At 47.2% G+C, this 17,351-nt stretch carries 17 protein-coding genes and 1 pseudogene; 5 read left to right on the top strand and 13 right to left on the bottom strand.

Annotation, left to right across the window (positions count from 1 at the left end; translation table 11 throughout):
- Positions 1-45 precede the first annotated feature (45 nt).
- The 11 genes from hcp to gspG all read right to left on the bottom strand — a co-directional run bounded on the left by hcp (position 46) and on the right by gspG (position 12,506).
- Positions 46-1,689, bottom strand: a complete 1,644-nt coding sequence (hcp, locus tag DESPODRAFT_RS11740) for a hydroxylamine reductase (RefSeq protein ID WP_004073718.1) — start codon at positions 1,687-1,689, stop codon at positions 46-48.
- A gap of 677 nt (positions 1,690-2,366) precedes the next feature.
- Entirely contained in the window at positions 2,367-3,506 is a 1,140-nt protein-coding gene (locus tag DESPODRAFT_RS11735; protein ID WP_004073717.1) for a GTP pyrophosphokinase, read from the bottom strand.
- 38 nt (positions 3,507-3,544) lie between these two features.
- Positions 3,545-5,245: a type II secretion system ATPase GspE gene (gene gspE / locus DESPODRAFT_RS11730; protein WP_004073716.1), complete on the bottom strand. Its 1,701-nt coding sequence runs from the start codon at positions 5,243-5,245 to the stop codon at positions 3,545-3,547.
- Between the two features lies 1 nt (position 5,246).
- Positions 5,247-7,217, bottom strand: a complete 1,971-nt coding sequence (gene gspD, locus DESPODRAFT_RS11725) for a type II secretion system secretin GspD (protein ID WP_004073715.1) — start codon at positions 7,215-7,217, stop codon at positions 5,247-5,249.
- 66 nt (positions 7,218-7,283) lie between these two features.
- The gene (locus DESPODRAFT_RS11720) at positions 7,284-7,844 is read right to left on the bottom strand and encodes a type II secretion system protein M (protein ID WP_004073714.1); all 561 of its coding nucleotides are present in this window, start codon (positions 7,842-7,844) and stop codon (positions 7,284-7,286) included.
- Positions 7,841-9,301 carry a PilN domain-containing protein gene (locus DESPODRAFT_RS11715; protein ID WP_004073713.1) on the bottom strand — a complete coding sequence of 487 codons (1,461 nt, stop codon included), beginning with the start codon at positions 9,299-9,301 and terminating at the stop codon, positions 7,841-7,843. The genes DESPODRAFT_RS11720 and DESPODRAFT_RS11715 overlap by 4 nt, the downstream gene beginning before the upstream one ends.
- Positions 9,302-9,304: 3 nt before the next feature.
- Complete coding sequence (locus DESPODRAFT_RS11710; protein ID WP_004073712.1) at positions 9,305-10,456, bottom strand: type II secretion system minor pseudopilin; 1,152 nt, start codon at positions 10,454-10,456, stop codon at positions 9,305-9,307.
- Positions 10,410-11,132 carry a prepilin-type N-terminal cleavage/methylation domain-containing protein gene (locus DESPODRAFT_RS11705; RefSeq protein WP_004073711.1) on the bottom strand — a complete coding sequence of 241 codons (723 nt, stop codon included), beginning with the start codon at positions 11,130-11,132 and terminating at the stop codon, positions 10,410-10,412. Before DESPODRAFT_RS11705 ends, DESPODRAFT_RS11710 begins: the two co-directional genes overlap by 47 nt.
- Entirely contained in the window at positions 11,098-11,532 is a 435-nt protein-coding gene (locus tag DESPODRAFT_RS11700) for a prepilin-type N-terminal cleavage/methylation domain-containing protein (RefSeq protein WP_004073710.1), read from the bottom strand. Before DESPODRAFT_RS11700 ends, DESPODRAFT_RS11705 begins: the two co-directional genes overlap by 35 nt.
- Complete coding sequence (locus DESPODRAFT_RS11695; RefSeq protein WP_004073709.1) at positions 11,516-12,046, bottom strand: pilus assembly FimT family protein; 531 nt, start codon at positions 12,044-12,046, stop codon at positions 11,516-11,518. Before DESPODRAFT_RS11695 ends, DESPODRAFT_RS11700 begins: the two co-directional genes overlap by 17 nt.
- The gene (gene gspG / locus DESPODRAFT_RS11690) at positions 12,012-12,506 is read right to left on the bottom strand and encodes a type II secretion system major pseudopilin GspG (protein WP_004073708.1); all 495 of its coding nucleotides are present in this window, start codon (positions 12,504-12,506) and stop codon (positions 12,012-12,014) included. Before gspG ends, DESPODRAFT_RS11695 begins: the two co-directional genes overlap by 35 nt.
- 320 nt (positions 12,507-12,826) lie before the next feature.
- Here gspG and dnaX point away from each other — a divergent pair, with 320 nt between their 5' ends.
- The 4 genes from dnaX to DESPODRAFT_RS11670 are packed head-to-tail and all read left to right on the top strand — an operon-like array spanning position 12,827 to position 15,969.
- Positions 12,827-14,596 carry a DNA polymerase III subunit gamma/tau gene (gene dnaX / locus DESPODRAFT_RS11685; RefSeq protein WP_004073707.1) on the top strand — a complete coding sequence of 590 codons (1,770 nt, stop codon included), beginning with the start codon at positions 12,827-12,829 and terminating at the stop codon, positions 14,594-14,596.
- A 24-nt stretch (positions 14,597-14,620) separates the two neighbouring features.
- Positions 14,621-14,929, top strand: a complete 309-nt coding sequence (locus DESPODRAFT_RS11680) for a YbaB/EbfC family nucleoid-associated protein (RefSeq protein ID WP_004073706.1) — start codon at positions 14,621-14,623, stop codon at positions 14,927-14,929.
- 24 nt (positions 14,930-14,953) lie between these two features.
- Positions 14,954-15,553 (top strand): recombination mediator RecR, encoded by a 600-nt coding sequence (gene recR / locus DESPODRAFT_RS11675; protein WP_004073705.1) that lies wholly within the window; start codon positions 14,954-14,956, stop codon positions 15,551-15,553.
- A 2-nt stretch (positions 15,554-15,555) separates the two neighbouring features.
- Complete coding sequence (locus tag DESPODRAFT_RS11670) at positions 15,556-15,969, top strand: YkgJ family cysteine cluster protein (protein ID WP_004073704.1); 414 nt, start codon at positions 15,556-15,558, stop codon at positions 15,967-15,969.
- 92 nt (positions 15,970-16,061) lie between these two features.
- Here DESPODRAFT_RS11670 and DESPODRAFT_RS11665 read toward each other — a convergent pair whose 3' ends face one another.
- Together DESPODRAFT_RS11665 and DESPODRAFT_RS11660 are read right to left on the bottom strand one after the other, a co-directional pair.
- A complete protein-coding gene (locus DESPODRAFT_RS11665; protein WP_004073703.1) occupies positions 16,062-16,304 on the bottom strand; it encodes a type II toxin-antitoxin system MqsA family antitoxin in 243 nt (80 codons plus the stop codon).
- Positions 16,304-16,552 (bottom strand): annotated as a pseudogene (locus tag DESPODRAFT_RS11660) (DUF4258 domain-containing protein); the annotation flags it as partial. The gene DESPODRAFT_RS11665 and the pseudogene DESPODRAFT_RS11660, both read right to left, overlap by 1 nt.
- 388 nt (positions 16,553-16,940) lie before the next feature.
- Between DESPODRAFT_RS11660 and DESPODRAFT_RS11655 the strand changes: the two are divergent.
- The gene (locus DESPODRAFT_RS11655) at positions 16,941-17,138 is read left to right on the top strand and encodes a phage integrase N-terminal SAM-like domain-containing protein (protein WP_040015961.1); all 198 of its coding nucleotides are present in this window, start codon (positions 16,941-16,943) and stop codon (positions 17,136-17,138) included.
- Positions 17,139-17,351 lie beyond the last annotated feature (213 nt).

Genomic DNA, 17,351 nt, shown 5'->3' with positions numbered 1-17,351 from the left:
TTTATACTACTTTTTCAAGCTGATCATTACCTATTCCGCTGTTTTCTAATTACCGGCCATCATGGCTTCAATATCTGCTTCAACGTCACCAATAAGCTTGATATCAAAATTTTCAACCAGAACATTCAACACTGTCGGTGAGACAAAAGCGGGCAGCGTAGGACCTAAACGAATCCCCTTAACACCCAGGTACAGCAATGCCAACAAAACAGCCACGGCTTTTTGTTCATACCAACCGATATCAAAAGAGAGCGGCAGGTCGTTAATGTGATCCAGCCCAAAAGCATCCCGCAGTTTCATGGCTATCACGGCCAGGGAGTAAGAGTCGTTGCACTGTCCTGCGTCCAGCACTCTTGGAATTCCGCCGATATCTCCCAAATTGAGTTTATTGTACCTGTATTTTGCACACCCGGCAGTGAGTATCACCGTATCTTTCGGTAATTTTTCAGCAACTTCGGTGAAATAGTTTCTGTCTTTCTGGCGGCCATCGCATCCGGCCATGACGATGAAGCGCTTGATCGCTCCTGATTTAACGGCTTCCACAACCTTATCCGCCAGTGCCAGCACCTGATTGTGTGCAAATCCGCCAACGATTGTACCCGTTTCTATCTCTGTGGGAGGCTGACAAGTTTTTGCAAGTTCAACAATCTTTGAAAAATCTTTGGCGCCGCCATCTGTCCTGTCCGGAATATGCGTTGTGCCCGGATAGGAAACAACGCCGGTCGTGAAAACCTTATCCTGATATGTATTTTTCTTTTTAATGGGGATAATGCAGTTTGTTGTCATCAGGACGGGACCGTTAAAGGTTTCGAAATCTTCATTCTGGTGCCACCAGGATCCGCCGTAATTGCCTTTCAGGTGATCGTATTTTTTAAATGCAGGATAATAATTGGCAGGCAGCATTTCCCCATGGGTATACACATCAACGCCCGTACCTTTTGTCTGCTCCAGCAATTCTTCCATGTCTTTCAGGTCGTGGCCGGAAATCAGAATGCCGGGGTTTGTACCCACACCGAGATTGACTTCTGTTATCTCCGGGTTGCCGTAGGCCTGGGTATTGGCCTGGTCCAACGCCGCCATTGCGGTCACGGCTGTTTCACCGGCTTTCATGACCATCGCAACCATGTCATCAACACTCAGATCCTGGGTTGTGGAGGTTAATGCCTCATACAGAAAATTCCAAATCTCATCTTTCGTGACACCAAGGACAGCGGCATGATCAGCGTATGCACAGATCCCTTTCAGGCCGATGACCAGAAGCTCCCTGAGAGATCTGACATCTTCATTTTCAGTTGCAAGAACGCCGACTGCTTCTGCCTTGGCTTCAAATGCCGACGTATCATCCGAAAACCAGGTCGCACAATCATGAAGATCTGACCCGATCTTATCTTTGACGCTGTCGAACAATTTCTTTTTAACAGCCTGGGCACGGATAATCCAATTTATAAGGTTTTCATCATTAAAATTGGTGTTTGTAATCGTCGTAAACAACCCTTCTGCGATAAATTTCCCATTGGCCGTCGGGACATCCGCACCTGCGTTTTTTGCTTTTTGGGCAAGGAGAGCGATTCCTTTTAAATTATAAATCAATAAATCCTGAAGATTTGCCGTGCTTCCCTTTTTCCCGCAAATCCCATTAATGGTGCATCCCTGGTTCTTAGCGGTTTCCTGACATTGAAAACAAAACATGTAAAGGCCTCCTTTTTATAAATTAACTGCTAACTGACGTCGTATTCGCAGGTACAAGATACGATTAGAAAAGTCCAAAAACCTTGATCTGGATCAAGTCACAAAGAAAAAGTATAAAACTAAAATAACCGCGGACACAATAAAAGCTGGAATGGTGTATTGATTACTGCCTAACACATTACAATTCAAAAATAAATTCGTTTGGTGAAGAATCTCTTTGATATAAATCAAAGACTGGCCTGTCTATCTGCAATGATAACAGCATCATTGACGTGTGATTTTTCGGTTCTCGCGTTATAAGCATGCCTCTGCCAGGCATGCATTCAATCGATTATATCTTCCAATTTTGATACTGGTCTCAAGCTCTGGCTTACTCAAATTTTCTGTATATTTTTTTGAATGGTTCCATACATTTTTAAAGTTTGTTTTTTTTCTGACATTAAGGCATCCTCTTTATGAAGGTTATCCAGATATCATATCATACAAATTATTTTCTTGATACATGGCCGGCGTAAGGTCGATTCCGGCATCAAGGATACAATGGTGTGGAGAATCATTTTAAACATCAATCCCGGCCCAGAGTGGACAGGCGGAAGAAGAGGCAAGTACTGCGGCAGCGCCGGGGGCTCTATCGGCTTCTTCTGCAGTTTCGATATCAACGAATGGACTAAAGGAGGTTATCGCGATGAACGATCTTTTCTCCATTTCAAAGTGGATCTCAACCCTTCCTTTGCGACCATTGTGCCTTCAATCTCATCAAAAAGTGCGAAATTTACAGCATTTATTATATCAATATTTATCGTCTTACTCTCCTTAAAGGGATCTCGGTTCAGCACTTCTTGAAAAATCGTTTGAAAATCATTCAGCCTGCTTTTTTTGAACATTGTCTGAAAAAACCGCTTAGAGCGCTGGGTGTAGCCTAATTTATTGAGCCGCCTCATGATATACGCAAGCGTTCGGTCTGTCACTTTAAACCCAAAGCTCTGTTCCAGCACCGTTTTAAGCGCTGGAGGAACCGTTAGTTGATCAGCAAATCCATTCGTTTTCTCATCCACCCCATGTTCAGAGGCAATCGAAAGCCTATTCTTTCCATTAGAGGTTAGCCGCCGTGACGCCCGATACGCCTCTACTTCCCGACACAATTGCTCCGCATGCATCGCGGCAGCCTGAAGATAAGCACTTAGATTATAGAAGCCTGAATGTATATGTTCCGGAAGAGATTCCCCGATTCGGCTGTATCTATACCTGTATTTGTGGTCAATTTCCCCCCACGCCTCCTCAAGAATGGTCCGCAATTGCAGTTCAATCTGAATTTTTTTAAACGCGTCGCCTGCATCTGAATTATCACCCAGCCTGATCTGGTAATGAATTGAAGAATATCCGCTATATTGAAAACTGATATCCTGTGGTGCTGCTTTGCCCGGGTCTATGGGTAAAACAAAAGATCTTTTATAATCGGGTCCTTGTATGAATTGCAATATTTTCTCTTCAACCAGAAACTTAAGATAGGCTTCGACTTTTACAATATCAGAAAGGCGCAGGCAAATAATCCTGATACCGATTAAATCCCCAATCCTTTCATCAAAATTTTTGTGTGTGACAAGATCTTTATCAGATTCAGAACCGGCATTTTTCTGCTCGATTTTTTCAATAAGCCTTGATTCACCTTTGATTCGATACAGTATCGTATGGATACTTTCCTTTGGCGCTGAAGGATCATCGCTGATCAGCCGGACAATATACTCAGCCAGTTTTTTGTAGATCTCTTTTTTCTTGAAAAAAGAGATCAGTAATTTGTCCCGTTCCTGTTTTTTCAATGGGTTAATCCTTATTGAAAGGAGGATTAGGATAAGACCTATTCCTGGGTCACGCGCAATACCTCCCGAAGGGAAGTGATGCCCTTTGCCACTTTGGCCAACCCGTCGCTTCGCAGGGTTTTCATCCCTTTTCTCACCGCAGCAACCTTGATCAGGTTGGCATCCGAGGTTTCCAGGATAAGTGACTTCAATTCCTCATCCAGGGGGAGAATCTCCATAATGGCCTGGCGTCCCAAATACCCTGTGTTAAAACATTTTGGGCAGCCCTTGGGCTTGAACACCTTCTGTCCCGGGACAAGGCCGTTGATGCTGTTAAAACTGCTCAGATCCCCACGGGACAGCACAAATTCCTCCCGGCAATGGGCACAGAGCACCCGGACAAGGCGCTGGGCAATCACATGATTCACTGAAGAGGTGATCAGGTAAGGCTCCACGCCCAGATCCACCAGGCGGGTCACCGCACCGGGGGCATCATTGGTGTGAAGTGTGGAAAACACAAGGTGCCCGGTCAAAGCCGACTGAATCGCAATTTCAGCGGTTTCAATGTCGCGGATCTCACCAATGAGAATGACATCCGGGTCCTGGCGAACAATAGATCTAAGTCCCCGGGCAAATGTCAGGCCTGTTTTCTGGTTCACCTGAATCTGCCCCACACCTTTCAAGTTGTATTCCACCGGGTCCTCAACCGTGATAATAGACCGGTCCGGGGTGTTGATTTCAGACAATCCCGCATAAAGGGTGGTGGTCTTGCCGCTGCCTGTGGGACCGGTAACCAGAACAATGCCGTGATTTTGCCGAAAAATATCATGCAGGTGCCGTTCATTTTCACTGGACAGGCCGAATTCTGAAATCTGCATGAAATATCCGGACTTGTTTAACAGGCGGATAACCAGGCGCTCGCCGAAATTGGTGGGGACCGTTGAAATACGCATGTCAATTTCCTGGTTTCCCATCCGGACCTGGGCCCGGCCGTCTTGGGGAACCCGCTTTTCGGCAATATTCATCTTGGCCATGACCTTAATCCTGGAAATCAGGCTGGACTGAAACATCTTGGGCGGGGTCATCATGGGGTAGAGTATTCCGTCAATGCGATACCGGACAATGAGTTCATCCTGGAACGGTTCGATGTGAATATCGCTGGCACCCGCCTTGACCGACTGGGAGATCATCTGGTTGACCAGGCGGATGACCGGGGCGTCGCTGGTATCGTCCAAAAGATCTGCGGTATGCTCAATGTCTTCGATATGGAGGAATTCATCATCTTCCATGTCGTCCATAAGTTTCTGGACATTGCGCCCGTCCTGATCGAAGATCATATTGATCGCACTTAAAATCTGGGCTTTTGTGGCCAAGGCCAGGGTATAGTCCGCAAAGCCTGCATGCATGGCCACGTCATCCACATAACTCAACTCCGAAGGATCATTCAGCGCGATAACCGGGGGGTTGTTTTCAGGCTTAAGCGGGACAATAAGATTTTTTTTCAAAAACTTGCGGGTAATCTTTTCGGACACGGAGAGATCCGGATTAAAAAACGCGAGATCGTCCAGAAATTCAATGCCGTAGATCCCCCCTAACGCCTTCAGGGAGTGGGATTCGGACACAAGCTTGGTGTCACAGGCCATTTCCCACATCCGGGCCGGATCCTTGGCACAGGCAGCCTTGATTTTTTCCCTTTGTTCACGGTCCAGGGTGACAAATGTTGCCAGCCTGTCAACAAACTGCTGGATTAATTTTTCCATATCAATTCAAAAGAATGCTTTTTATGGGCGCATCTTCATCATACAATTTGATTTCCTGTTTATGAAGTTCGTCCATCTTATCCTTTTTTTCCAGATAGACCTGTTTTGCCTCCAGGTTATTTTTAACCACCCTGGGAGTCAGGAAAATAAATAGATTGGTTCTGTCACTGCCCGAAGAGAGGCTTTTAAAGGCATTACCCAGAACAGGTATGTCACCGAGACACGGCACCTTGCCGACTTCCTTGCTCAGGCTCTCGTCAATCAATCCGCCAATCACCACGGTATTGCCGTCTTCCACAATAATGGTGGTTTCAAGTTCCCGTTTTAAGGTGGTTGGCCGATCCGCATTGGTGGTGTTCGCGGTGTCCAGTTTGGTAATCGTCTGATAGAAATCAAGCCTTACCAGGCGTCCCTGGCTGATGGACGGGGTGATTTTGAGGGTAATGCCCACGTCCTTGTATTCGTATGCATTGTAAGCGGTGGAGTCGGTAGAGGAGTCATTGTAGACACCCCCCCGGGTCTGGTAGGCCACGTTTTTACCAATGGTAATCGTGGCTTCCTCATTTTCCGTGGTCAAAAGCTGGGGTGTGGACAAAATCTTCACATCTGAATCTTTCTTGTATGCCTGGAGAATGGCCTGGAATGACGGAAAAGTTACCCCGCCGATTTCAAGGGTTTTACCGATGACACCCATGGAAAAACCGCTGGGCAGTACTCCTTTCGCCGCAGAGGCCAGATCTCCGGAGTCAGAAGCTTTGGTGCCGAATCCGCCAAACGCGACATTGGAGTCGCCGCGAACTGTTTCGGCCGCCTGCCATTCCATGCCGAAATCAAGGGATCGTTCCGCATTCATCTCCATGAGCATACACTCAATGTAAACCATGGATCTTGGCACATCCAGTTTTTTAATCACCTCTTCCAATACCGGATAATCATCTTTATCCGCAATAATAACCAGGGAATTGGTGGCCTTGTCCGCCGTGATTTTAATGTCATCGGACAAAAGGGGGGCTTGTTTCTGGCCATCCTTTTTTGAGTTACTGCCGCTCTTTTCGGGAATTTCCTGGAGCACGGCAGCTAACTCCTCGGCAGTGGCATGCTCAAGATAATAGACCCGGATCTTTTCTTCCCCTTTGGGGACCTTTTTATCTAAAGCAGTCACAAGTGCCGTGATCTGTGCGCTTTCCTGTTCACTGGCCAAAAGGATAATGGAATTGGTTCGTTCATCGGCCACCATCTCCACAGAAAAATCATTGCTGTTTTTTCTCCTTCCTGCAATTTTTTTTGTTTGTGCTGAATAAATTTTGGTCAGATTGGTGACCATTTTCTCCGCATCTGCATATTTGATGGGCAAAATGGTAATTTTGCGGCCCACGCCTTCCACATCAATGGTGTTGATCAGCTTGAGCAGCCGGTCAATGCTGGATAGGGTTGCCGTGACAATAAGCATATTTGAATCGGGATGGGACAAAAGGAGACCGCCCTTTGCAAGCATGGGGGATAAAAGGGCTTTAAGCTCATCGGCACTTGCATAAGTCAGGGGGATAATCCGGGTGACCAGTTTATCTGATGTCTGTTCCGCATACCTTGCCATACGGGTGTCCACATTGTCTCCCCTGGCATCTACAGCAGGAATGATCTTGACAACGCTTCCGGTTTCAACCGTGGCAAACCCGTAAATATCCAAAACCGATTCAAAAACCTTGTATGCGTCATCCACGGATATTTTTTCAGGAGAGATAATGGTCACCTTTCCCTTGACCTTGGTGTCCACCACAAAATTTTTCTGGGTCAGTGTGCTGATGAATTTAATGAAGACACCGATGTCAACATCATTGAAATCCATGGACACATATTCTGAAGCGCTCCGATTCTGTGCCGCCTGCACCGGGCAAAGCCCGGCCAGGGCCAACACCACAAGGATTAAGCAGAGGTATTTCAGCGTAAACGCGTTGCTACGATCCTGCAACATATTTATTCTCCTTCGGTTGTTCATCGGCACACGCTTCGTCCTTGGCTGTAAAGCATGCAACAGGTCTTAAGATCTATCTTCATTTTCTTTTTCGGCTTTTAACGCCAGGATCTGGGTTTCAATTACTGCATCCAGAAACTGCCCCTTGTCACCGGACTTTGTCAGGGATAGTGACATGACGGATACACCATGGGGAGAAGTTTCAATTCTGACAAGGAAATCCACCAGGCCTTTTAAATAGACCTGCTGTAACTTGACCGTTACCCGGGAGAGTCTGTAATCACTGTTTTCCATATCCTGGGAAAACGGTTTCATATAGGCAACATTTTTTTTCACAAGACTCTTGGAGGACAGGGCATCCAGAAAGGAAAAAAGCGTAAACTTGGACCCTCTTTTTTCAAGGGCCTCTTTTTCCAGATCAAAACTTTTTGCGTATTGCCGCCGCGTCATTTCAAGGACCTGCATCCGCTCAATATCTGCGGCTTTTGAGATCACCTTTTTTTCAAGCATTGCCCGCTTGTCCACGGCCGGAAGGTAAACAAACCAGACAAGACTGAACAGAACAAGGAACACAGTGCCTGCGGCTATAAATTTTTTATCCCGTTTTGACAATTCAAGCATCATCATATCTCAATAATGAATTTAAAGTCCACACGGTTACCGCCCTTCCCTGCCACTGCACTGCCGATATTCACCTTTTTGAAAAACGGCGACTTTTCAATGAAGCCCTTTACCTGATCAATGGTATTATAATTATCTGCAGATCCTGACAGAAGCATCCGTTCCTTATCCAGCGTGAGGCGGTCCACCTGGACATCCACGGTTGCCGGGATACAAAGGGAGAGTTCAAGCAGGATATTTCCGGCCTCCACACGGTCTATCTCTTCAGAGCCGGCATTTGCAGAGCCCCCCCGGGTGAGCTCCCCTACACCGGCCTGCATGAGCAGCAAAGGATCAATGTTGCCTATTTTTTTATCCGGAAACGCCTTTTTATAAATGGCGGTCATGGCCTGATTTTCCTGATCAATCTGTTTTTCAAGCCGTGATATGTCCATGTGGATATTAACCATGAACAGAATAAACGCAAGCAGGGCAAGGGCACAGCAGCTTATGATATATCCCGGGTATGCCCGGATAAATGACTCTGAACCGTACTTTCCCCGGCACATGTTCAGCATCGCAAGGTCCGGGGTGATTGATGCAAGATTCTGGGACAGATCCACAAAGGCCAATCCGTTCATTGGTTCCGGCAGTTGCGGTTCGCTGACATCCTGACCGGTATAGTCGGACTGAAATTTAAAAATATCTGCAAGGGCGTTACGCATCCTCTTCCGGGCAGATTCATCAAAATCTCCGCAAATATAAATATGAAAGGTATCCGTTACACCAAAACGCTGCCAGAACCCTAACAACATCTGCCTAATTGCCTGGGCCGGCAGTTGAAACGATGGGTCCACAGAAAGAGTCCGAACTTGCACCACATTTGCCTGGGCCACCAGGGTTAAAACCATCTCACACCCGTCCGTGTCCCAAAAAACAAAATTTTTATTTTCTTTGTTCTCTCTAAGAAAAGCGGCGACCATGGCCAGGCACCCGGGCGCAATGGCAACGGGTTTAAGACCGGCTGCCATAAGGCTTGTATGGTAAGACTTAAGTATATCTTCCTCGATGGACCCGGAAAATACCAAAGGGTTCGACTGTTGTGTTTCCAGTTCATAGCAGAAAAAGTCAGTCACCACAGGGCCCAGTTCCTTTGGAAACCGGGTATTAAGCTCCAGGGGCAGAACCTGCCTGATTTTTGAGCGGGATGTAAAGGGCAAGCTGATATTTCGAAAATAAAACCGGCCGGCCGGCAAAAGAAGCATGGCCTGGAGCGTGTTATCCTTTTTAACGGCCGGGTCAACGGCCTGGACAACAGATGCCAATCCCGCATCAAACAAGGTCTGATCTTTTTCAACCGTTTCGAGATCTTCATAGGCCACACGGGCCAATGCCTGAACAATCTGGGATTTCCCACGCCCCTCCACCAGCCAGGCATCAATCCCTGTGCGATTTTCACGGATGATCAAAAGGGGGGCTGCCATGGTCTATCCTCTTTCCATTTGAAGAATCCGGCAGGACCATTTGCCTGTCATATCCTGTTTTTCCCGTTTCATTACAGCGCGCAAGGTCACTTGATAACCATTTTTTTTAGCGGTACAGTCAGCCCTGAAAACACTGCTCGAATAGGTAATCACATTTTCAAACGCCTTCTTTTCATTATCACTTAGGGCAATGACATCCTCAAACCACCCGGATTCAAGGGTATGGATATATTCCCGGCCCAAGCTTGCCTTCTCGGACCGATAGTCGGCAAGGTCCTGGGCATTTAAGTCCCGGCCTTCGGGCAAAAGTGCTGCGAGTACCGCCACAGGTGCGGTATTGATATTAACCGTGCCTGAAAATGAAAAACGGTTCTCTTGGGAATTGTGGACATCTGAAAGACCGTATACTGTAAACATATCCTTTATATCTGCCTGAATAGATTCATCCATCCCCTGACTGATATATGACGGGGATAAAATTGCGTCAACACCCCCTTTGACAAGGAATAATTCACTGATATGCCTTAAGGGACCATTGGCACAGGTATAAGGCACATCCAGGGATTCATAATAATTTGACTCGGCACCTGTCAACCCTGTTATGGTATCATCGTCCATTGAATCAAGCCAGTCCTTAAGCGCATTGACAATTTCAACGGCGCTGCCGGCACCATCGGACTTGTCTTCCGGCGCTGCCAGGGTTAAAAAGCGTTCCAGTACCACCACCTGAGCATCATTGAAGTCATTGCCGGGAAACTGTTTAAGCAGTGCGTTTAACTGCAATTTTCCCATCTCGTCGGAAATTTTCAGGGATACGTTTTCCGGGTTTAATCCCATGGCTGCCACAGCCAGGGAGATCTGTTCCGGATCCGCCCATGGTTCCTGGATGGAATCAATCTCGTTGTCAGCCCCGTCCATCGCCAGAATCATCATGGCCAGGTGGATGCCGGACATGGCCATTTCCCGGGCCGCAAACATATCGTTCTCGGCGATGGTCCCCGAAGCAGCCTGCTTTGCAAGGCGTCCGGCCTCCAACGCCACTACACAAAGAATGGCAACCACAGCAATGGTGGCAATCAGGGCCATGCCCTTTTGATTGCGGTAAATACTATTCACCTGTCGGGCCCTGTACCGGTAAAACCACGGCAGTTTCATATACTTTTTCTTTATTTTCACTTTTCAGTGTCAACCCGATGTTCAATACGCACGGCAGGGACACTCGGTCACGCTCCTTATTCTTATCCGTATCCGCATCCCAGTCCCGATACTCATTACGCTTTGCATCAATGAAGTCAATGGTAAATCCGGTAATATTGTCGGCAAGGACCGGGTCTAAACACGGGTCGGTCTCCCTGTCACTGCCGATGGGACGCTCAGCCCGGCAAAGATCAAATAATTCCTGGCTGTTTTTTCGAACGTAATAAGTAACACGAACCACACCGGACGGCCTGCTGCGGCCCGTCTGAACGCCTGAAAGGCAGGCAAATCCAAGGGTGGAAAAGGTCTCTCCACCTACGCTGGTCTCACTGCCGGTCATCTGGAAAGTATCCACGTCCTGATCATCGACACGGTTCAAAACATCTATTATCCCGGATTCCGGCACGTACATGTCGGTCAGATCATCCAGAATTCTTCTGAATGCATCCCTGGCCCGTTCATTATAATCAACACCGTGTGCAATGGACTGCCCTGTGGATATAAATGCATTAAAAGATGAAAAAAGAATGACCATAACAAATGAAAAAATAACAAGGGCCACCATCAGTTCCATCAGGGTGAATCCGCACTCTGTTGGGTTAACTTGCAGGGGCATACCTGAATGTTTCAACATGATAAGACCGGCCCCCCTGCTCCCGCGTTATTGTCAAATCAATTTTTTTTAATGTGCCGATCTTGTCGGTCAAATCCGGCATGATATCTGAAAAATTGGCGTTTACATCCGTCAGCTCACAATGCCAGGCATATCCTTTAAACGCCTGGTCAAACTCGCCTTTCAGCTCCGGGTCATTGATGGAAAGCTCGATTTGGGCAAGGGCCTTGGCGGCAAGATACCGGGCTGTTGTCTGGAAATCATCGGCCCCGGCCAGATTGATGGTGCCGGACTGCATCCTGAACAATGCCACCATAACCGTTGCAATAATGGTCATGGCAACAATCACCTCAATCAGGGTAAAACCGGTCTGCCCCTGACAGCCGCCATGATCCCATAATCGATTATATGCAGTCGTCATAGGAGACATATCGGTCGATCAGATGAACGCTCTTTTGGAACATGCATACCTGAATGGTCATCTCCCGACTCTCTTCCCGGACATGAATCAGGACCCGGTCTGAATAACCTTTGCTGAAAAAACAGATGCTTTTGTCATCACCGGCCCTGGTGCCGTCATCCGGAAATTCCAGATTAAGCAATTGCAGATCACCGTTCAGGGATATGCCATTATTCAGGGCAACCTGCCGGGCATCCGCATCCATTGTGTCATCGGTCACATACATTTTTCCGGAACCGGAATCCATATAAAGGGTCAAATTTTTATTTTCCACCATGGCCTTAAGCTTTAAATTTTCCAGGAAAAAAATCAACCCGGATACGCGATCAGAGGCGTTTGACGTCAAATGAATCTGCCGGAACAATGGGATTGAAAACAGCAGAACAATAGAGAAGATGCCCACCACCACCATCAGTTCAACAAAGGTAAATCCAGATGGATTATTCCTGCTCTTCCCAGTTGGTGATGTCCGCATTGATCCCCTCCCCTCCTGATTCTGAATCCGCACCATATGAAATCAGGTCAAACGTGCCGTGGACACCGGGGCACAGATAAACATACTCGGCTCCCCAAGGATCTTTGGGAACTCTTTGCTTTTCAAAATATCCGTTTTCATTCCAGCTTCGGGGGACGGGATCGGTGGCCGGCTTTTCTATCAGGGCTAAAAGGCCCTGTTCCGTTGTGGGATAAAACCCATTGTCCAGTTTGTACATTTTAAGGCTGGTTTCAATGGCAGCAATGTCCACTTGGGCTTTTACGATTTTTGCCTTGTCCGCCTTATCCATATACCTTGGCACAATGGCGCCGGCCAGAATCCCCAGGATGATGACAACCACCATCAGTTCAATAAAGGAAAAACCTGCCTGGTTTCCAATCTGCCTGCCGTACTGCCTGAAAAATTTTATGCACATCTCTTTTATGTTTATGATTTTCATTTATGAATGCCTCTTATATGAGAATTACAATAACTTGTTGAACTACTATCATTATTTGTTGTCGGTTGAGCCTGGTGTCAACAGAGTATCTGGGCCATGGCTCTTAGCCGTTGCCTTTTAGCCGGGTATATACGAATTTTTAAATGGCCAATTTGAGTGGATTATTAAAAAAATAAGAAAAAATGACAAGAAAAAACATTCTGATATTTTTTTGTGTTAAAACAAAATCCCACCCCGACATTGACCCCTAACACCCCCTCTGGTATAAAGCCTTGTACTTTTTAAAAAGAAACATAAAAATCATTTAGATACTAAACACCATGTCTTACCAGGTTCTGGCATTAAAATACCGGCCCCAGACATTTTCAGAAGTTGTTGGACAGGATCATGTCACCACCACCCTGACCAACGCCATTTCCGGAAACAGGGTGCCCCATGCCCTTTTGCTGGCAGGCCCCAGGGGTACCGGCAAAACCACCATTGCCCGCATCATGGCCAAGGCCATGACCTGTCAGACCGGGCCGACCCCCTCGCCCTGCAATGAGTGCACAATTTGCAAAGACATTATCAACGGTCATTGTGCCGATGTGTTTGAAATTGACGGCGCCTCCAACAACAGTGTGGAGCAGATCCGTGAACTGAGGGACAATGTGGCCTACATGCCCTCAGCTGCCAGGTACAAAATCTATATCATTGATGAAGTCCACATGCTTTCGGTGGCTGCCTTCAATGCCCTGCTCAAGACCCTTGAAGAGCCCCCGGCCCATGTTCTTTTCATCTTTGCCACCACGGAAATCCACAAAATTCCGGCCACCATCCTGTCCCGGTGCCAGCGCCATGACTTGTCGCGAATTGCCTTGGACAGGATCTGCGCCCACTTAGGGGATCTATGCCGAAAAGAAGGGTATACGGTTGAAACTAAAGGGCTGGAACTGATCGCCTTAGAGGCGGACGGCTCGATCAGGGACGGCTTAAGCCTTTTGGACAGAATTCTTTCAGCCGGGCCTGAAAAAGAGATTGACAGGCTTTTGGTGGCCCAGAGACTTCGGGTCACGGACCGAAAAATTCTTTTTTCCATATCTTCGGCCGTACTGGAAAGAAACGGGGCACAACTAATTGATCTTGTGAGCAAAATCAATGATTCCGGCATGGATTTAAAAGAATTTTATTCCGGTATCATTGCCCAATTCAGGAATCTGAACATCATCCGGCTGTGCGGAAAAGAGAGCCCTGTGCTCAATATGATTGAAACGGAAAAACTTGAGCTTGACCGGATGTGCAGAAATTTTCCATCGGCCTATCTTGGGATGCTGCTGGACCTTCTCTTAAAAGAGGAGAGTGTTGTGCGCTTTGCATCCCATACCCAGACCGCCGTAGAGATGGTGTTGCTCAAAATGATCCAGATTGAACCGGAGATCCGGCTTGATGAGATCATCACCAAGGTGGATCTTTTAGCACGCCGGATGGAGAACCGTCTTGGCCAGACCCGTGTTGATTCACCGCCGCCCCAATCTGCTAAGCCGCCCTTGACATCTGCACCGCTTTCAGAACAGATCCCCGGAGACAAACTTACCGAAACACCGCCTTTGGCAGGCACACGACCCATGCCGGAGCCCATGCCCTATGAACCGGAACGGGAGCAGGCGCCACCGCCGCATATCCCAACGGATTTATCCGATTCACCCGATTCACCTGGGCCTCCCCCCCCTTCCCCTTTGCGTCAGGAGCAGGAACACCAGAAACCAGGAACCTGGTCGCAGTTCATGGATGTACTTCAACATGAACTGCCCTTTATCTTCGGCTTATTTTCCAAGGGTCAGGCGGACACATCCGCCCCGGACAAAGTGATTGTGACCCTTTCATCCTGTTCGGGGTTTGAAGAATCAAGACTCAACACCAAAACCAAAGCGCTGGCGGAGCTGGGCCGAAAACATTTAGGAAAACCCATTGAGGTAAGCATAGAAAACAACGGCGGCCCTGAGGATGAGACTTGCCGGCAGCAAGCGTCCCAGCAAAAAGCGGAACAAGCTGCGGCAGGACACCCCATGGTCCAGCATGCGGTACGTTTATTTGACGCAGATATCATATAACACCCCCAATATAGGAGTTGATCCATGAAAAATATGAACAACATGATGAAACAGGCACAAAAGCTGCAGAAAAAAATGTTGGAGGCACAGCAGGATCTGGCAACCAAAACCGTTGAAGCCAGCTCAGGTGGCGGTATGGTAAAAGTGGTTGCCAATGGGGCCCAGAAAATCGAATCCCTTGTGCTTGAAAAAGAGATAGTTGACCCGGAAGATGTTGAAATGCTGCAGGATCTTGTGCTTGCCGCAGTGAACGACGCGTTGAAAAAATCCCAGGAAATGGTCTCCGCTGAGATGGGAAAACTGACCGGCGGCATGAATATTCCAGGTCTGTAATATTAAAAAGAACCTGCACCCGTTGTGAACCATTATCCTGAAGCCATTGTTAAACTGATCCATTCGCTTTCCACCTTGCCGGGTATAGGAAAGAAAACAGCAGAGCGCCTGGCGCTTCATATCCTTCATGCCCCGGACCATGAGGCCGCGTCTCTGGCTGCAGATATCATTGAACTGAAAAAAAGCGTCAGGTTGTGCGCATCCTGCTTTGCACTCACTGACCGGGAAACCTGCCAAATCTGTTCAAACCCCGGCAGGGATAAAGGCGTGATCTGCGTGGTGGAAAACCCCGCCGACATGGCTGCCATTGAAAAATCAGGGGCCTTTTCAGGCCTGTATCACATCCTTGGCGGGGCGCTGTCCCCCATTGACGGCATCGGCCCCGGAGACATCCGCCTGGCAGAACTGTTCAGGCGGACCCGGGGCAACGACGTCAGGGAACTGATCCTTGCCACCCGGACCAATGTGGAAGGTGAAGCTACGGCTGCCTATATCCGGAGCAAGCTGACTTTGACAAAAATTAAAATAACCCGAATTGCATCGGGCATACCCATGGGCGGGGACCTTCAGTATGTAGATCCCTTGACTATGCAAAAAGCCATGGAAAAACGTTACGGGATTTAAAAATGCTGACACCGGAAGATATTTTTGACTGTAAATTATGCGGTGAGTGCTGCAGAGGATTTGGCGGCACCTATGTGGATGAAAGGGACATCAGAAAGATCTGCGATTATATCCAGGCGGATACTGACACCTTTGTGGAAAATTATTGTGACATGTCCGGCTCAAGGCCGGTGCTGACACTGGGACAAGACGGGAGCTGCATCTTCTTTGATCCCCAAAAGCAATGCACCATCCATCCGGTCAAACCCTATATGTGCCGGGCCTGGCCCTTTATCAAAGCCCTGATCAACCATCCGGAAAACTGGGATATGATGGCAAACTCCTGCCCAGGAATGAAAAAAGGCGTCCCAGCCGAGGATATTTCACGCATAGCTGCCATTGAAAAAGAAAAACTTGATCGGGATTTCAACCGTTAATCAGACTCAAGCCCGGGCAATGGCACTGTCAATTCCTCTTTTTTTCTTTTTAGCTTGTCTGGAATTAAGTATCATGTCCCGCGAATTACATACTATGCTGCTTTTCGATATTGGGTAACTTCCATTTGTCGATGATTTTTCTTTGCTTCTTCAACGATAATTTCAATGTCACCGGCTACTTCATCAGAAAGCCATGCATTAGCACATAAGGAGCAAATCGTTGCCGGTACATTCCTAACCACAACCAGGGTATTCCCCATATCTACTGTAACTGTTGTTGTTCCTTGTTTTTTATGCCCTCCGCAAAGTGGACAAATATCTTTGATTGAGTTCATTACTTCCTCCTGGTCCTAAAGTCACTTTCAAAATGTTCTTCATCCGGCCAATAAGCCGTGATAACAAATATCTTCTGGGAAGCAGCATCGTAGGCAATAACAACGTGTAATATCATATCTTCCCATGGTCCGTGAAACAATCCACTTGGAAATGGTTTGTCATCAGGATAGTTTTCAATCATTTCACCATTAGCAATGATATATTTGACGGATGCTCTGCTAATCCCTTTCTCCAACATTCTCGATAGAGCGTGTGCAGATCATTCAATCCTATTTTTCTGGATTATATCCTTCAATTGTTCATGATTCAATTTCTGTTTAATCATAGTATTAATTCATGCAGAATTAGATTCAACATTCTTTACCACAGAACGCCGCAAATAACCGCACGCAAAAAGCGCGCAGCGGTTTTTGCGGTCCGAGTTAATTTGCCTTGTTGGACGAAGCCGATGCGCGGAGGCAACCGCCCCACCTCTTTTAAATCACATTGTAACTTCAAGTTTCATAGTATTATACCAGAAAAGGTGATGCAAGTGCATTACCATTGACCAGTTACTTTAAAATGAGGTTACAATGAACACCAGTATGCCCAATGATCCACAATTCAACAAATATTAGCGCAAGCATATCCAGTGCTTGAAACCGGCAGGCCTGCAACCCAATACCATCGAGGTGTACTCACAGGCGACCAGGCGGATTGGCAACTATTGCGACTGCCGGGTCGAAAACCTGACCACAGGCCAACTCCTCAATTATTTCAACTACCTGCTTGAAGACCGCTCCTGGAATGTGGTCAACAGACTGTTAATTTTTGTTAAAGCTCAAGGCGTATGAAATCTTTAGTCACAGGCTAATATATTACATACTTTGAGGATTAAAAATTCCATACAACGTAGAGATTGGACAAAAAGTAACGTTCTCTAACAGCCTGTCAAGCTCGACCTTTATATTCTGAAAATATATACAAAAGCATGGTCAGCCTCTCTTTCTTTTTTGTTCACTGGCTTGTCTGGAATTAAGTATCATGCCCACCGAATTCCTTAATTT

The organism is Desulfobacter postgatei 2ac9 (assembly GCF_000233695.2).
GTDB classification, from domain to species: Bacteria; Desulfobacterota; Desulfobacteria; order Desulfobacterales; family Desulfobacteraceae; genus Desulfobacter; species Desulfobacter postgatei.
This window is presented reverse-complemented; position numbering and strand designations above follow the sequence as displayed.

Coding starts and splice junctions, on each gene's coding strand:
- hcp (WP_004073718.1), bottom strand. CDS start 1,689: ATGTTTTGTTTTCAATGTCAGGAAACCGCTAAGAACCAGGGATGCACC.
- gspE (WP_004073716.1), bottom strand. CDS start 5,245: ATGGAAAAATTAATCCAGCAGTTTGTTGACAGGCTGGCAACATTTGTC.
- gspD (WP_004073715.1), bottom strand. CDS start 7,217: ATGTTGCAGGATCGTAGCAACGCGTTTACGCTGAAATACCTCTGCTTA.
- DESPODRAFT_RS11720 (WP_004073714.1), bottom strand. CDS start 7,844: ATGATGATGCTTGAATTGTCAAAACGGGATAAAAAATTTATAGCCGCA.
- DESPODRAFT_RS11715 (WP_004073713.1), bottom strand. CDS start 9,301: ATGGCAGCCCCCCTTTTGATCATCCGTGAAAATCGCACAGGGATTGAT.
- DESPODRAFT_RS11710 (WP_004073712.1), bottom strand. CDS start 10,456: ATGAAACTGCCGTGGTTTTACCGGTACAGGGCCCGACAGGTGAATAGT.
- DESPODRAFT_RS11705 (WP_004073711.1), bottom strand. CDS start 11,132: ATGTTGAAACATTCAGGTATGCCCCTGCAAGTTAACCCAACAGAGTGC.
- DESPODRAFT_RS11700 (WP_004073710.1), bottom strand. CDS start 11,532: ATGACGACTGCATATAATCGATTATGGGATCATGGCGGCTGTCAGGGG.
- DESPODRAFT_RS11695 (WP_004073709.1), bottom strand. CDS start 12,046: ATGCGGACATCACCAACTGGGAAGAGCAGGAATAATCCATCTGGATTT.
- gspG (WP_004073708.1), bottom strand. CDS start 12,506: ATGAAAATCATAAACATAAAAGAGATGTGCATAAAATTTTTCAGGCAG.
- dnaX (WP_004073707.1), top strand. CDS start 12,827: ATGTCTTACCAGGTTCTGGCATTAAAATACCGGCCCCAGACATTTTCA.
- DESPODRAFT_RS11680 (WP_004073706.1), top strand. CDS start 14,621: ATGAAAAATATGAACAACATGATGAAACAGGCACAAAAGCTGCAGAAA.
- DESPODRAFT_RS11670 (WP_004073704.1), top strand. CDS start 15,556: ATGCTGACACCGGAAGATATTTTTGACTGTAAATTATGCGGTGAGTGC.
- DESPODRAFT_RS11665 (WP_004073703.1), bottom strand. CDS start 16,304: ATGAACTCAATCAAAGATATTTGTCCACTTTGCGGAGGGCATAAAAAA.